Here is a 14266-nt window from a genome sequence, read left to right as displayed (position 1 = left end):
GACGGCGAGGTTATCAGCGACAGGTATCAAGCTGATACTCAGACTGAGTAATTTCGTTCGGAAAAACTGAGCGAGGATTGCCTGCCGATTTCCGGAAGCCAGCAGCCAGTCTGCTCACCTAGCGATTATCGGGGATACACCTTCATGAGATAAGGGGCGGGGCAATTGATTGGCCGATAGCAATGGTAGCTGTTCCTATCATTGCAGAAGCAGGTTCAGCCGAAGAGATCATCGATTGTCTTGGCGATATTGTGTGTCGTGTAAGGCTTTTGCACTACTGTTGCCGAGCGATGCTCCATCGGCAGGTTCGCCTGCTCGCCATAGCCAGAGGCGAAAAAGAAGGGGATGCCCAATTCGTTGAGCCGATCGGCGATGCCGAAGCTGGTCTGGTCGCCTAGATTGATGTCCAATATTGCGAAATCGACGCGCTCCTTGTCGAGGATATCGTGCGCGGCCTCGGGAGTGGATGCGGTCGCGACCGCTGCGCCGAAGCGGTCCAGTATGTCCTCCGCGTCGAGCGCGATGATGAGGCTATCCTCGACCAATAGCACGGTTTTACGTCCCAAAAGGTCGGGATCGACCGGCTGCTGGCTGGAGACAGGCTTGCGCGAGATGCGGATATTGGGCGCATCATAGGATTTGGGTTCGGAAACATGCCGGGCGGGAATGCAGAATTCCGCCCGAACGCCATCGGATGCATAGTCGATGGTCGCATGCCCGCCCAAGTCATAGGGAACGGAGCGATTGACGATCGTGGTGCCGAACCCCTTGCGCCTAGGCGGAGACACGGGCGGCCCGCCCACCTCATGCCAAATCAGGACGAGATCACCTTTGTGATCGCGAGACCAATTGATATGGACCTCGCCCTCACCGGACAGGCTGCCATATTTGGTGGAGTTGGTGACGAGTTCATGGATCACCAACGCCATGGTCGAATAGGCTTGCGGATTCAAAAGGACGGGACTGCCGTTGGATATGATGGCGCTCTGACGCGTGGCGGCGAAGGCGGCGGCCTCCGCCTCGATCAGCGCTTCGAGTGGAGCCGGTCCCCAATGGTCGTCGGTGATCTGGTTGTGGGCGCGGGCGAGGGCATGGATACGGCCATCGACCAGCTTCACGAAGTCGCGGACTTCCTCATTGTCCGGCTGAGACTGGCGGATAAGTCCGCGGATCACGCCGAGGATGTTGCGGACGCGATGGTTGAGTTCGGCGATCAACATCTCCTGGCGCGCCGTCGATTGCCGCCGCTCAGCCGCCGCCTCGTCGGCCAGTCTTAGCACCACCTCGATCAGGGTCGCGCGCAGGGTCTCCGCGACGCGGATTTCTGAAGGCGCGAACGGTTCGGCATGGCCATCGACTTCCTCCTGCCATTCGGCGAAGCTCTCGCGCGGCGTCAGACGTGGCCCGTTCGGGCCATATTCGACGGGCTTGTGCGGATCGCCAGCCCAGCGCACCGATTGTTTCAGCTCCGAACGAAAGAGCACGACATAGTCGCGCGGCGACCGCGAGATGGGGATCGCGAGCAAACCAGCCGCTTCTTTGGCAAAGCCGCGGGCACGCTCGATGAGGCTGCCGATATGATCGGTGGTATAAACCCGTCCCGCCGCCAGTCCGTTGAGCGCGCGAATGATGCGGCGGAAATCCTCGGTAGGCGGAGTCGAGCCGGAAAAGGCATAATTGCCGTTGATCCAGATGCCCACGCCATCCGCAGGAATCGCGCTCGTCATAATGTCGCCGAGCCAGTCGGGGTCGTTAAGCAGCGTCTCGTCCGACGCCACGGCCCCGAGTAGCTGGTCCGAAATGTCGCGTGCGCGCCGTTCATAGTCGGTGATCAGGCGGCGCTCGCGCGATTCCAGCCGCATGGAAAACATCTCGGCGAACAGTTCGCACACCGAGCGGCGCTCGAACGTGGGCGCGCGGGGCGCATAATTGTGACAGGCGAAGAGACCCCACAGCTCGTCATCGACGATGATCGAGATAGAGAGGGACGCTTCGACACCCATATTCTTGAGATATTCGATATGGATGGGCGAGACGGACCGCAGGATGGACAGGGAGAGGTCGAGGCGCTGACCCGTCGCGTCGATTTCCGGCACGATCCCCACGGGCTCCTGATTGACGTCGCGGATCACACGGACAAGATTGCGCTTGTAGAGCGCCCGGGCCTGCCGGGGGATATCGCTCGCCGGGTAGTGAAGCCCCAGAAAGCTGCCGATGCCTGGCTTGGTGGCTTCGGCGACCACCTCGCCCGCGCCGTTCGAGGCAAATTTGTAGACCATGACCCGGTCATAGCCGAGGAGCGTGCGGACCTGGCGTGCGCCTTCCTTGTAGAAGGTCTTCAAATCCTTGGCGCGATCGAGGCGGGACATCATCGCGCGGACGGCATTGGTGGAATCGCCGCCCCCCGGCATGCCGGGTTCGGCTTCGATGACGATCTGGCCCCCGGAAAAATGCATGGCAACGTCATATGGCTGCCCGGAGGTGCCGATCTGACAGCCGAAAAGACGCTCCACCATATCGGGGTCCGAAAGATAGGAAATCTTGTTACGCAGGTCGTGCAGCAGCGCGGCGGGCACATAGCCCGGGAGCGGCGTGCCGATCAGTTCCTCTGGGTCATGGCCCAGCAGGTCACGGATGTTTTTCGATACTCTGGCGATGATCCAGTCGGTGCTGACCGCAATCAGGAATCCAGGTGTCTGGATGGCGCCGAGGAGATGAATGGGTTCGCGATCGCAATTTGTCAGATCGACCTTTTCGAATTCAGCCACTTTGATCCTGTGTCATAGGATGGCCAAGCCATCGGAAAGGGGTGCCCCGCTCCCTTCGAAACGTCGCAAATGCATATACAGTTGCGCTTGTGCAACCTGTTCATGAGACTTGCTTCAGAAAATTCGCTCCTGAACCGATAGAGGGTCAACCCCGGCATATGGAGCTGAACCGAACTCCACACAAAACCATAGCAAAGGCTGCAGAAATAAAAATCTAATAATTCATATCTCTTGTTTCGCTGCTTATAAGCGTCTTAATTTAGCAAAACATCAGTAGGATAATGGATACAGGCCTCGCCACCACGTGAGGTCTGTAAGTTAAAAATGATCCATAGTTATTTCGTGCCGTCCGCAATAACCCAACGGTAGGGACGTCGATTTTTTTCTTTTCATTTTTAACTTTGGGTACGTCGATCGTGGTATTTTTTGTCCCCAAGACGACTTATTTGGAGTTTAGATCGACATCGGGAAGTGCGCCGCCTTCAGCCTTCACATCGACCTTTGGCAAAGCGCCGCCCTTGACGTCCGCGCTCCAAAAGCCGGTTACGAAAAGCAGTGCGACGGCAACCGCAGCCAGCGCTAGGACAATGCCGACGATCATGCCCGTGTTGCTGTGGTTTTCGACGTGCACGTTTCGATGGGGTTTGCCCACTGTGTCTGGTGAGCCAGATATCCAGGCCCCGCCCGACTGAGAGAAAATCAAGTTAATGAAGATCAATCGCGGCAATTTTCTTGCGACTTTCGCTGCTGCCCATCGTTGTTGGACCATGTGGCCGTGTCCCTGCGGCGGCATTCCTTTTATCTACGACAGGAAACAGCATGTCCGAGACCAGTCACGATATATCCACGCTCAACGGCCTGATCGCTACCACGCTAGACAGCGTGGACGGCTATACCGAGGCGGCCAAGGACAGCGAGAACAGCCGTTTCGGTGCGCTGTTCACCAGCCGTGCTGGTGAGCGCCGCGAGATCGCATCTCGTCTGCAGCAGGAGGTAACGGCTCTAGGCGGCGACCCGGAGGACGACGGCACCGTGCTGGCAGGCGCCCATAGGATGTTCCTCAACTTGAAGTCCGCGGTAACGGGCAGCGACGACAAGGCAATCATCAATGAGGTGGAAGCGGGCGAAGACCATATCAAAGCCAAGTTCGAGGATGCCTTGGGCGACATGGAACTGTCGCCTGCCGTGCGCGACCTCATTGAAACCTGCTATACGTCGGTCAAGGCCGGCCATGACGAGATGCGGGACATCAAGCACTCGATGGAAGGCTGACGATCAGCGGCGGGGGAACCCCGCCGTTTTTCGACGGACCCTTATCAGTCGGGCCGGACGCGCGCCTGGGCGACTTCGTCAATAGTGGGCTGACGCAACAGCGTGATCCTGTCGCCCGCACGGGCAATGAGGCCCATCTCCTTAAAAGCCGCAAGCCAGCCCTCCATGGGCCAGACTTTCCAGCGCTGGTAAAACAGGCGAGCGTTCCGGACGATGTCCGCCAGCTGCTGCACCGGCGGATCGAAACTATCATGATGTTGGTGGAAGGCGCCGGCGCCACCCATGAACAGCAGTGGCAGGCCGGCCTGTTTTGCGCGGAAACCAAAATCCGTGTCTTCGGCGCCATAGCCAGTAAAAGCTTCGTCAAAACCGCCTAGAGCAGAAAAGCGCGAACGGCGGATGGCAAAGACCAGCGACCAGAAAAGCCCGGCATTCTCCTCCACGCGAAATCCGCGCGCGGGAAATTGACGGACCGGGTGGCCCGTTGCCCGTGCCATCAGGTCGCCCTCATCCCAGTCCTTGCGCGCATCGTCGGGGCCAAGATACAGGACTTCGGCGCAAATCAGCGCGTCCTTATCGAGGGCAAGCGCTGCGATGGTATCTATCAACCGATGCATCGGGATGCAGTCTACATCGAGAAACAGCAGCGTATCGCCGCTTGCTGATCGCGCCGCCGCGTTACGTGCCGCCGCAAGGGGCAGGCCGGCCTGCGTCAGCCGCAGAATATGAACTGGGAAATGCATGCTTTCTACAACGACAGGAACGCGGCTGCCCATATCGACGATGATCAGCTCCCGCGGCGGGACCTGGCTTCGCCCGAGACCTTCGACCAACTGCGCCAGATGGCCCGACCGATCCTTGACGATGGTCAGCACGCTGAGGCTCATGACGCGTGCCGCCAAAGATCGAGGCGATAACGGTCGCGTCGTTCCGCCGCGACGACCAGGAGGGGCGCGTCAAGGGCATCGCGCATTTTCGCCACGGCCTCGTCCCCGCCCTGGGGATAGTCTGTCTCCCCGGTCCAATGGACCAGCAGCAAGTCGCCGCCCTCGGCAAGATGCGTGTCGATCCATTCCGCCGCTCGGCCTATGTCACCATCATCCCAATAATATACCACTTCGGACAGGATGATGAGGTCGAACGCGCTGCCGAGCGGCGCCTCGTCTGGGAAAGCCATGCGAGCAAAGGATATCTGATCGAACGTCTCGCACCGTTCGCGAGCCGCCTTCAACGCCGTTTCGCTAATGTCGATCGCCAGCAGCGCCCGGCAATGCTCGGCCAGTCCCCGTGTCAGCACGCCTTTGGCGCATCCGACTTCGAAGCCCAGTTCATAGTGACGGGAGCCGAGCGCCAGCAATGTGTGCGCATATTTTTCTCGTTCGTAGTCGCTGCTCTCCAGATCCCACGGATCGTCGGTTCCCCGGAACATCCCTTCGAAATAGTCTGCATCCAGGCTCGCCTCATGTCGCGTCACATCGACCTCCTCAGATAAAGCACATCGCTGGCGGGCATGCGGCGACGCTCCGACGGCAAGCGAAAACCGGGACCGTGCGCGGCGGTCAGCTGGCTGCGATGGGCATCCAGGGCATGGCGCCTTTGGCCAATCAGCATCGGCGCTGTGCGAATGGCAAGGCATGCCGGCGCGGCGGGCGCTTCGGCCCAGACCAGATATTCGGCGATCAGAAGGGGGCGTCCGACGATGTCCCGGACGGCATAGGCGAGGCGCGCGGCCGCTTCATGGTCGCAATGCGGTTCGTGCAGGGCTGTGACCGCCAGAGCATCGACCCGGCGGCGGCGGCAAATGGCGGCCAGCGCGCGCGCTGCGCGATCAAATTCCCGGCTGCCCGGCTGGGCGGGTGCGGCGTCCTTCCACCCCAGGTGGATCGGCGGCTGAGCGCGCGTGCCCGTCAGGCGCTGGAGCGCGGCCGCCCCTTCACGCTTGCGCCGATGCACCAGCGCGACGCTCAGGTCGGCATGCGATCCGGACCCGTCCGTCAGATAGACAAGGCCGGCGAACAGGCGCGCCTTAGCGGTCTGCGCGATCAGCGCGCCCGCGCCCAGCGTCTCGTCGTCAGGATGCGGCGCGAGCACGAGCCAGCGCAGTGGCTGTCGGGCGATCCTCACCATAAAGCATCGTCCGCGCCCCAGGCGTCATGGTCGAGCCATGCCAGCGCCGCTTCGTCCCGCGCATGATCGGGGCCGCCCTGCCGGAGATAGAGACTCAAATCCCGGATGATCTTGTCGACGCGCTGCCCATCCATGGCGCTGCGCGTGCCAATAATGCGCGCGGCGAGTTCCATGACGTCGAGCGCGGCACGCTCGACGATGCCGCGGGTCATCCGGGCAAAGGCCGGACCATCGGCATCTTCACGCGCCGCCCGCAACGCGCATTCGCGGACCCAGAGATAGGCGGTGCGCGTCGCCGCCACCGCATCGGCGAATTTTGCGCGTTGCAGCGGATCGCTCCGGGCGGCATCGGACATGGCGAGGCGCGTTTCCGTGAGCAGTGCCTCGACCCCGCCCAACTGGACTGCCGTGAACCGCCAGGCACCGGTGGTGAAACGCGGCTCCAGGTCATAATCGCCCGGCAGGCCCAGGCAGTCCGCCGCCCGGACAGGCAGGCGGGTAAGGTCATAGGTGCCGCTTCCGGTCGCGCGCATGCCCCGGACCCGCCAGTGGGACAGGTCGGTGCGAGCGGGATCGTTGGCCGGAACGATCACCAGTCGTCGCTGGCCCTGTTGGGGCTGGGCCGTGACAATCGCATGGGCGAGACCTCCGGCGCCGGTCGCGAAAGATTTGGCGCCTTCGAGCAGTTGCTGGCCGTCCAGCTCCCGCAGCCGCACGCCGGGGGCAGGCTCGGTCGCCCAGACGCCATAGAAAGCGCCGCGGTCCAGTGCACGCCCGAGCGAGGTCTGTTGGTCAACCGAACCGAACCAGTCGAACAGGGCAAGCGCATTGACATGGCCTTCGTACAGTCGCCCTACGCTGAGGTCCGCACGGCCCACGATCCGCAGAACAGTCATCAGGCAGAGTGCGCGGGCGACAGCGTCCGCATAGGCGGCGCCACCGCTTGCATTGGGCGCGAAGCTGCGGTGCAGTCCGGCTGCAGCCAGGCATTGCATGCTGTCGGCCGGAAAGACGGGCGCGGCGTCATAGCGGGCGCCCAGTTCCGCAAGGCGGGGCGCGATGGCGGCGGCGCGGGCGGCCGGGCCGTCCGGGGCGGCCTTCAGATGCGGCGAAGAGATCATGCGGCGTCGGCCCTTTCGCCGATGTAGCGCCCTGCCAGGGCCGCCAGCCAGACCGCTGCCGCCTTGGCGCCCAAAGGATCATGCAGGCGCCGACGCACGTCCGATGGTATGGCCGCCTCTCGTTCGATGAGATCCGGCCACTCCACCGGCTGTGGCGACTGCTTGAGTACAATCGCAGCACCCAGTCTTTCGAGTGCTTGGGCCGTTGCAAACTGCTCGCCGAAGGGCCGGTCTTCAGGCAGGCAGATGAAGGACCGATCAGCCGCCAGCACCGCGCCGACCAGTCCATCGCCCGCCGCGCCTATGACGCAGGCGGCGCGCGCGATCTCGCTCGCCGGATCGTCAACCCATCCCGCGAAGATCAGGTTGGACGGGCAACGGGCTGGCGGCGTCACCGGACCGATCACCCGCCAGGACTTGTGGGGACAGGCACGCGCTGCATCGGCGATCCACGCGCTATTACCCGGAACGCCGCCACGCCCTACAACAATCAATATCCTGTCCGCTTCGACGCCAGCTTTGAAAGGGACAGGCGTGATGCCCGGCAGATAGCGCGTCTTCGCGCGCACCCAATCGGGCGTTTCAGACCGTTCGAACGTCTCGTGAAAGGGCGCCAGCAGCGCATGGGCGCTGGCGAAGGCTTGGGCATGCGGCGGATCGCTCCGATCGCCGTTCAACCGGACATAGACGACGGGCACCGATGCCAACCGCGCGAGCATCGCGATCTCGACCGAGACGTCCACCACCATGAGCGCAGGCCGGGCGACGGCGATCCACTCGCTCACCTTTGCGATTCGTGATCGTATGCCTTCATGATCGAGCGGAGCATAATGGAGCGCTTCTGGCCGGTCACCGGCGCCGTCCAGCCCGTCGAACCCTCCCGGTATCAGCCGATCGTCGCTAAGGTCGATCCCCCTGTCGCCAATGCCGGTACCCAGCAGGACGACCGGCCAGTCGCTCGCCGCCGCGATAGCGTTCGCCCGCGCCAGGTGACCCGCACCATGATGATGGACATAATAACCGATCGGCCGCCGCGTCATGCGGAAAGCTCCAACACCATATCGTGCGGCATGGGCGGAAGGAGCGGTTCGCGCCGGGCGATCAGGGCGTCGCCGTCGGGTCGCCCGCGCAAACGCTTGCGCCAGGCCGCGCGGCCGCGCCAATGATCGAGGGCGGGGGCAAGCGGCGGCGATCCCGTTTCGGCGCTTTCGAACATCTGATGCATGGCGTCGGCCATGCCCCCCTGCGCGCGTCCGTCCCGCCGGGGCGATACGAATGTCCAGACATCGGCAGGATGGGCGAGCCGGGCGCCCGTCTTGAGCGCCGCCGTCACCAGAGCGCGATCCTCGCCCGTCGGCAAAGGTGGCACACCGCCACAGGCGCGATAAAGGCCAGCCCGCATCGCGAGTGAGGCGCCGGTATGATCGCCATGGCGCGGCGCCGGATCCCAGGGCAACGGGTCGATATTGTCTTCGATCGCTCTGACAGTCTCCCAGTAGCGATCCCACGCAGTCCGCAAACGCCATACGGATGCGGGAAGAGGCTCATTCGGATCGACCTCGATCCGTCCACCGATCAGATCGGCTCCACGATCAAAGGCGGCGACGATCCTCGCCAGCCATTCGATCGGCGGCCGCGCATCCGCATCCGTGCTAACAAGGATTGCACCTGGATCGGCGGGCGCTATGGCTAAACCGGCATCCATAGCGAGCTTGCGTGCTGATCCGGCATGCGCCTGCGCGGGCGGAAATTCCGCCTGCACAACCCTGATGTCCAGCCGGCGGGCATGACGTCGTTTCTCCAAGTCAATGACGAGAAGGCTGTCGTCCGTCGTGTTGTTGATGGCCAGGGAAATGGGAATGACACCCGGCCATGTCTGTGCCGCCAGCGCGCCAAACAATATGGGCAGCCGGTTCGCCTCGTTGCGCGCCGGTACGCAGACGCATAGGTCAACCATGCAACGCGGCCCGTTCAGCGCCCAGATGCAAAGGCATGGCAATTGGTCTCGAGACGGTGTGTTGCTCCGCGCGGCCGATTTGCCGCCGGTAGAGAGCTTCGTAGCTGTCGACCATGCGTTCGGCGTCGCACAATGTTTCCGCCCGTCGGCGGCAATCCCGTCGATCGAGCGCCAATGCCGCCAATCCGGCTTCCGCGAGCGAGACGAAGTCATCCGGCACCGCCAGAACGCCGCATCGGGCGTCGAGAATTTCGGGAATGGCGCCCCGCGCGAACGCTGCCACCGGCACCCCGCAGGCCAGGGCTTCGGCCACGACCAGGCCATAGGGCTCGTCCCACATCGGCGTGCAGAGAAATGCTCGCGCTCCGCCGACCAGCTTGGCAAGATCCTCATGGGCCAGATGCCCGACATGCACCGCGTCGGTGCCCAGGGCTGGCGCGATCGAGGTGTTGTAATAATCCTCGTCCAGGATCGGCCCCGCGATCCGGAGCGGGAGGCCGATGCGTCGCGCCGCCTCGATCGCCAGATGCAGGCCTTTTTCCGGAACGATGCGGCCGTACCAGACCAGATAGCCTTGCGGGTCGGCACGATCGCGGAAAGCGAATTTGGCGAGATCGATCCCGTTCAATATGACGGCATCCGTGGGCGTCACATGGTTCCATAGCGTCGCGACCGACTGGGATACCGCCACCACCGCATTGTTGCGGGCCGCGCACAGGCGCAGGCCGCTCTCAAGCCAACAAAAAGGCGGCGTATGCAGCGTCGTGACCATCGGCATCGGCAGGCTGTCGGCCATGGCCACGGGCAGATAGTGAAGCGAATTATTGTGGATGATATCGAAGTCGCGATGCCGCAGGTCGGTCATCAGGCTGAGATAGGCATGATGCTCCCGGAAGAAGGCGACATCGATCGCTTCCGTCGTGCCGACCGCCATCATCGCCGTTTCCGCGCAGATCGCTTCCACGCCGATTGCCGGGTCGGACCGGGAAGAGGCGAATACCGTCACGCGATGACCGCGCTTGCGCAGGGATCGGGCTAGCAAATGGGTATGCATCTCGAGACCGCCAGCAAAAGGTTCGGCAATGGGATGCTTCAAATGTGCGATGATGCCTATCCGCATGCAGCGGGGCGCGCGAATGGGCGAAACGGGGGATGGCCCAAGGCCATCCCCGATTTGTCTGGATCCGTGCACGACGTCAGGCGGCAGGCTGCGCATCGAGATCGACGCCGAGTTCCCTGGGCCAATGGCGCAGCGCGCGGCAGGCGGCAAGGAAGTTCGCCGCATCCTTGACCGCGCCGAGCGGCAGACAGGCATCATCCATGTCGTCGGCGATGCCCGCCTTTTCGAACAACAGATGCGCCTCCGCGGTCAGGGCGATGAACTTGCAATGGGTGAAGGCGTCGGTCACGAAATCCTTGGCCGCCGCATCGATGGCCAGCAGCGCTGCGCCATCCTTCGACGCGACGACGGCGATAGCGTCGTACAGCACCGACGGCCCGCCATCGATTTTCTGCTTCGCCCCCACCGTCGTGCCGTCCGACAGTGTCACGCCGCTGATTTTGGGCGCTATCACCTCATAGACGGCCGCTTCTTTCTCCACCGCTTTGACGAGCGCATTGAAGATCGCGGCATCCGCGCCGTCCGTCAGCAAAATGCCGAGCTTGCGGCCCTTGAAGCTGTCCGGCCCGTTCCTGACGATGCTGAGCGCATCGGAAGGCGGCAGGTCCATGATCGTTGGCCGCGCGGCCTGCGCCGCTTTTGGCAGTGCAAGGCCAAGGCCGTCCGCGACCGTCGCCGCCAGCGTCTCGTCGATGTTAAGAAGGTGCGACACGATGCGCGAGCGGATGTCAGGCCGCTCCACTTTGCTCAGTTCGAATACCAACGCGTCGCCGATATGCTTCTGCTCAATCGGCGTCTGGCTGGTGAAGAATTGCCGCGCCTGGCTGTAATGGTCGGCGAAGCTCTCCGATCGGACCCGCTGCCTGGGTCCATCGGCGGCTTCGGCAAAGCTTGTAAAGCCGCGCACCGGGTCCTCGCGCGGGCCGCCCTGCGCGGCGCCCCAGCTATTGGGCTCGTAGTTCGCACGCCCGACGGGGTTACGCATCGCCATATGTCCGTCCTGCTGGAAATGGGCCATTGGGCACTTGGGCGCATTGATCGGGATATGCGTGAAGTTGGGGCCGCCAAGGCGCTTCAATTGCGTATCGAGATAGGAGAAGTTGCGGCCCTGCAGCAGCGGATCGTTGGAGAAATCGACGCCCGGCGGGACATTATGGGTCATGAAGGCGACCTGCTCGGTCTCCGCGAAGAAATTGTCGACGACGCGATCCAGGACGAGGCGGCCGACGATGCGGACCGGCACCAGCTCCTCGGGGATCAACTTCGTCGCATCCAGCACGTCGAAATCGAAACTGTCGGCGAAATCATCGTCGAACAGCTGTACGCCCAGCTCCCACTCGGGAAAATCGCCTGCGTTGATCGCGTCCCACAGATCGCGGCGATGAAAGTCGGGATCGGCACCGTTGATCTTGACCGCCTCGTTCCACGCGACCGATTGCAGGCCCTGCTTGGGCTTCCAGTGGAATTTTACGAAGGTCGATTTTCCCTCCGCATTGACGAGCCGGAACGTGTGGACGCCAAAGCCCTCGATCGTCCGCAGTGAGCGGGGGATTGTCCGGTCGGACATGATCCACATGACCATGTGCATGGATTCCGGGGTCAGGCTGATGAAGTCCCAGAAATTATCGTGCGCCGTCTGCGCCTGCGGGAAATCGCGATCGGGCTCGGGCTTTGCGGCATGGATCAGGTCGGGAAACTTGATCGCGTCCTGGATGAAGAAGACGGGGATGTTGTTGCCAACGATATCCCAATTGCCCTCCTGGGTATAAAGCTTCACCGCGAAACCGCGCACGTCGCGCGCCAGGTCGGCCGAGCCTTTCGATCCCGCCACGGTCGAGAAGCGCACGAAAGCAGGCACGCGCTCGCCCACGCGCTGCAGCACGTCGGCGCGGGTCACGTCGCTCAGCGATTCAGTCAGTTCGAAATAGCCATGGGCACCGTAGCCGCGGGCGTGGACGACGCGCTCGGGAATGCGCTCATGGTCGAAATGGAAAATCTTCTCGCGGAAATGCAAATCTTCCAGCAGTGTCGGGCCGCGCGAACCTTGCTTCAGCATATTCTGGTCGTCGGCGACGGGGATGCCCTGCGCGGTCGTCAGCACAGCCACGTCGCCGCCGGCGGTCTGATGAGTCTCGCCTCCCGTTCCCTGCGGCTCTGCAAAACTATCCGAAATGGCATCGGCCGGAGCGGCAGGCGGCGCCTTTGTGGGCGTTTCGCCGGAGATTTTGCCGGGCGCAGAAGCGGATTTTGAAGGCTTTGACATAAATGATCCTTAGGTTTCGGGGCTGCGCAAACCACGCCGGACGCGCAGGTGAAGTCGGCGAAGATATGGATCGAGCCTCCAGCGCAAAAATTGCGCGGATTTGATCCGAGAGGATGTGGAGAGAACAACCGACCAGCCGGCAAGTTGCGGTGGAATGGCGCATGTTAATCTGCGTCATGACGATTTGTTCGGGTCTGTCGGATACAGCAGGCCGATGAGCCGTTGGCCATATGACGGCTAGCCCGCTATCCGACCCGTTCGACGAGTGAGACCGCGCCCGTGTTTACAGAAAGATTCTTGCGCGGCCGCGCCGGTGTTCATTTGGACCGTGAAGAACGCGTCGCGCTGGAAGGCGCTATATCGGAAGTACGAACGGTCGATGCACGCATGACCATAGTGCATGCTGGAGAAGCCTTGTCGCATAGCAATCTGCTGGTGGAAGGCTTTATGTGCCGGTATCTGGACGACCGCGAGGGCCATCGGCAGCTAGTCGCGATCCATGTACCCGGCGATTTCGTCGATCTCCACGCCTATCCGCTCAAGATACTCGATCATGACGTCGCGACCCTTACAGCAGCCACCTTCGCGATCGTGCCACATCGAACTCTCGATACAATCTTGGAGACTATGCCGGCGCTGTCCCGAAAGCTCTGGTTCTCGACCTTGCTCGACGCGGCTATGCACCGGGCCTGGCTCTTTCGGCTGGGGCGACTGGACGCGGTCGGACGGGTCGCGCATTTTTTGAGCGAAACAAACGTGCGTATGCAATCTGCAGGGCTAAGTGATGGACGGCGTTTCGCTCTGGGGCTGACGCAGACAGATTTATCCGAAGTGTGTGGCATCACCAATGTCCATACCAACCGCGTGCTGCGGCAACTTCGGGAGGACGGCCTTTGCGTTTTCCGCTCTGCTCTGGTCGAGATACAGGATGTTCCCGGCCTGGCCCGCCGCGGACAGTTCGATCCAGACTATCTCTATATCGACGGCGATCTCGCCATATCCCAACAGAAAAGAGCTCTTTCATGATCGCTAAATTCATTCCCGTTGGGACGCAGACAGAAGCAGGGCGGGCCAGCGTGGAGGAAGGCCTGGTCCTGCTGGACGGACCTGATGGCATCGCCGTCACCATGACGGCCTCGGCCGCGCTCGAAACGGGCAAACGTCTCGTCGAAGCCGCCAAGCTGGCCGGCGAGGAGAGCCGTCAGATCTCGCGAGAGTAAGGCCTACCGCGCAAGGAGATTGTCATGGAAGAAAATCGCCCGGGCCAACACCCCGACGCGGATCAGCGACCAGCCGGGCAGGGAGTCCACGAACGTGCCGCGCCGGTATCGCCCGCATCGCCACCAAGCGGCAAGGAGCGGGCGGTGATAGACGAGGCACAATGGCGCGCGGATCAGGATCGCGCAACGTCTCGCGCGACGGGCCATGGCGACCATAAGGGCGAAGACGGCTTTTAATGCCAAGCGTCTCGTGCCAGCTCAGCCGATCAGTAAGAACGTGACGCCATGCTAACACCGCTGGGCCAGCCCTAAAATACTCTGCAAGGCAGTGGGCAGCTTCCGACTGCTTGGGAGAACGCCAGATACTGCCGCAACTGTTTGGCATCGACATCACGGCACCTACCGATCGACCCATGAT

Annotated in this window: 14 protein-coding genes; 4 read left to right on the top strand and 10 right to left on the bottom strand. The window is 62.4% G+C overall.

Annotated elements, in window-relative coordinates:
* Positions 1-215: 215 nt before the first annotated feature.
* Both SBA_RS15785 and SBA_RS15780 read right to left on the bottom strand, forming a co-directional pair.
* Positions 216-2768, bottom strand: a complete 2553-nt coding sequence (locus SBA_RS15785) for an HWE histidine kinase domain-containing protein (protein ID WP_390902347.1) — start codon at positions 2766-2768, stop codon at positions 216-218.
* A gap of 442 nt (positions 2769-3210) precedes the next feature.
* The gene (locus SBA_RS15780) at positions 3211-3537 is read right to left on the bottom strand and encodes a hypothetical protein (protein WP_261935107.1); all 327 of its coding nucleotides are present in this window, start codon (positions 3535-3537) and stop codon (positions 3211-3213) included.
* Positions 3538-3587: 50 nt separating this feature from the next.
* On the opposite strand from SBA_RS15780, the gene SBA_RS15775 reads away from it, so the two are divergent.
* Positions 3588-4040 carry a PA2169 family four-helix-bundle protein gene (locus tag SBA_RS15775; protein ID WP_261935106.1) on the top strand — a complete coding sequence of 151 codons (453 nt, stop codon included), beginning with the start codon at positions 3588-3590 and terminating at the stop codon, positions 4038-4040.
* 44 nt (positions 4041-4084) lie between these two features.
* Here the strand turns inward: SBA_RS15775 and SBA_RS15770 are convergent, their stop codons facing one another.
* The 8 genes from SBA_RS15770 to katE form a co-directional block, all read right to left on the bottom strand.
* Positions 4085-4915, bottom strand: a complete 831-nt coding sequence (locus SBA_RS15770) for a glycosyltransferase family 2 protein (protein WP_315975780.1) — start codon at positions 4913-4915, stop codon at positions 4085-4087.
* 8 nt (positions 4916-4923) lie between these two features.
* On the bottom strand, positions 4924-5514 hold the full coding sequence (locus SBA_RS15765; protein ID WP_261935104.1) for a class I SAM-dependent DNA methyltransferase: 591 nt from the start codon (positions 5512-5514) through the stop codon (positions 4924-4926).
* Positions 5511-6167, bottom strand: coding sequence for a PIG-L deacetylase family protein (locus tag SBA_RS15760; RefSeq protein WP_261935103.1), 657 nt, complete (start codon positions 6165-6167; stop codon positions 5511-5513). Before SBA_RS15760 ends, SBA_RS15765 begins: the two co-directional genes overlap by 4 nt.
* The gene (locus SBA_RS15755; RefSeq protein WP_261935102.1) at positions 6161-7288 is read right to left on the bottom strand and encodes an acyl-CoA dehydrogenase family protein; all 1128 of its coding nucleotides are present in this window, start codon (positions 7286-7288) and stop codon (positions 6161-6163) included. The genes SBA_RS15760 and SBA_RS15755 overlap by 7 nt, the downstream gene beginning before the upstream one ends.
* Complete coding sequence (locus SBA_RS15750) at positions 7285-8328, bottom strand: glycosyltransferase (protein ID WP_261935101.1); 1044 nt, start codon at positions 8326-8328, stop codon at positions 7285-7287. The genes SBA_RS15755 and SBA_RS15750 overlap by 4 nt, the downstream gene beginning before the upstream one ends.
* Complete coding sequence (locus SBA_RS15745; RefSeq protein WP_261935100.1) at positions 8325-9245, bottom strand: glycosyltransferase; 921 nt, start codon at positions 9243-9245, stop codon at positions 8325-8327. Before SBA_RS15745 ends, SBA_RS15750 begins: the two co-directional genes overlap by 4 nt.
* The gene (locus tag SBA_RS15740) at positions 9238-10365 is read right to left on the bottom strand and encodes a glycosyltransferase (RefSeq protein WP_261935099.1); all 1128 of its coding nucleotides are present in this window, start codon (positions 10363-10365) and stop codon (positions 9238-9240) included. Before SBA_RS15740 ends, SBA_RS15745 begins: the two co-directional genes overlap by 8 nt.
* A 76-nt stretch (positions 10366-10441) precedes the next feature.
* Positions 10442-12628 carry a catalase gene (gene katE, locus SBA_RS15735; RefSeq protein WP_261935098.1) on the bottom strand — a complete coding sequence of 729 codons (2187 nt, stop codon included), beginning with the start codon at positions 12626-12628 and terminating at the stop codon, positions 10442-10444.
* A 279-nt stretch (positions 12629-12907) separates the two neighbouring features.
* Here katE and SBA_RS15730 point away from each other — a divergent pair, with 279 nt between their 5' ends.
* From SBA_RS15730 to SBA_RS15720, 3 genes are read left to right on the top strand one after another with little or no spacing between them, the layout of a single operon-like run.
* Positions 12908-13654, top strand: a complete 747-nt coding sequence (locus SBA_RS15730) for a Crp/Fnr family transcriptional regulator (RefSeq protein WP_261935097.1) — start codon at positions 12908-12910, stop codon at positions 13652-13654.
* Positions 13651-13848, top strand: coding sequence for a hypothetical protein (locus SBA_RS15725; RefSeq protein ID WP_261935096.1), 198 nt, complete (start codon positions 13651-13653; stop codon positions 13846-13848). The genes SBA_RS15730 and SBA_RS15725 overlap by 4 nt, the downstream gene beginning before the upstream one ends.
* 24 nt (positions 13849-13872) lie before the next feature.
* Positions 13873-14085 carry a hypothetical protein gene (locus SBA_RS15720; RefSeq protein ID WP_261935095.1) on the top strand — a complete coding sequence of 71 codons (213 nt, stop codon included), beginning with the start codon at positions 13873-13875 and terminating at the stop codon, positions 14083-14085.
* Positions 14086-14266: the final 181 nt, after the last annotated feature.

Origin of the sequence: Sphingomonas bisphenolicum (assembly GCF_024349785.1) — a bacterium.
Lineage (GTDB): Bacteria > Pseudomonadota > Alphaproteobacteria > Sphingomonadales > Sphingomonadaceae > Sphingobium > Sphingobium bisphenolicum.
Note: the sequence above shows the minus strand (reverse complement) of the source record. Positions and strands in the feature narration are given on the sequence as shown.

Excerpts from the sequence above, each read along its gene's own strand:
- SBA_RS15750 (WP_261935101.1), bottom strand. The coding sequence starts at position 8,328 with ATGACGCGGCGGCCGATCGGTTATTATGTCCATCATCATGGTGCGGGT.
- SBA_RS15775 (WP_261935106.1), top strand. The coding sequence starts at position 3,588 with ATGTCCGAGACCAGTCACGATATATCCACGCTCAACGGCCTGATCGCT.
- SBA_RS15780 (WP_261935107.1), bottom strand. The coding sequence starts at position 3,537 with ATGGTCCAACAACGATGGGCAGCAGCGAAAGTCGCAAGAAAATTGCCG.
- SBA_RS15745 (WP_261935100.1), bottom strand. The coding sequence starts at position 9,245 with ATGGTTGACCTATGCGTCTGCGTACCGGCGCGCAACGAGGCGAACCGG.
- SBA_RS15755 (WP_261935102.1), bottom strand. The coding sequence starts at position 7,288 with ATGATCTCTTCGCCGCATCTGAAGGCCGCCCCGGACGGCCCGGCCGCC.
- SBA_RS15725 (WP_261935096.1), top strand. The coding sequence starts at position 13,651 with ATGATCGCTAAATTCATTCCCGTTGGGACGCAGACAGAAGCAGGGCGG.
- katE (WP_261935098.1), bottom strand. The coding sequence starts at position 12,628 with ATGTCAAAGCCTTCAAAATCCGCTTCTGCGCCCGGCAAAATCTCCGGC.
- SBA_RS15720 (WP_261935095.1), top strand. The coding sequence starts at position 13,873 with ATGGAAGAAAATCGCCCGGGCCAACACCCCGACGCGGATCAGCGACCA.
- SBA_RS15760 (WP_261935103.1), bottom strand. The coding sequence starts at position 6,167 with ATGGTGAGGATCGCCCGACAGCCACTGCGCTGGCTCGTGCTCGCGCCG.
- SBA_RS15740 (WP_261935099.1), bottom strand. The coding sequence starts at position 10,365 with ATGCGGATAGGCATCATCGCACATTTGAAGCATCCCATTGCCGAACCT.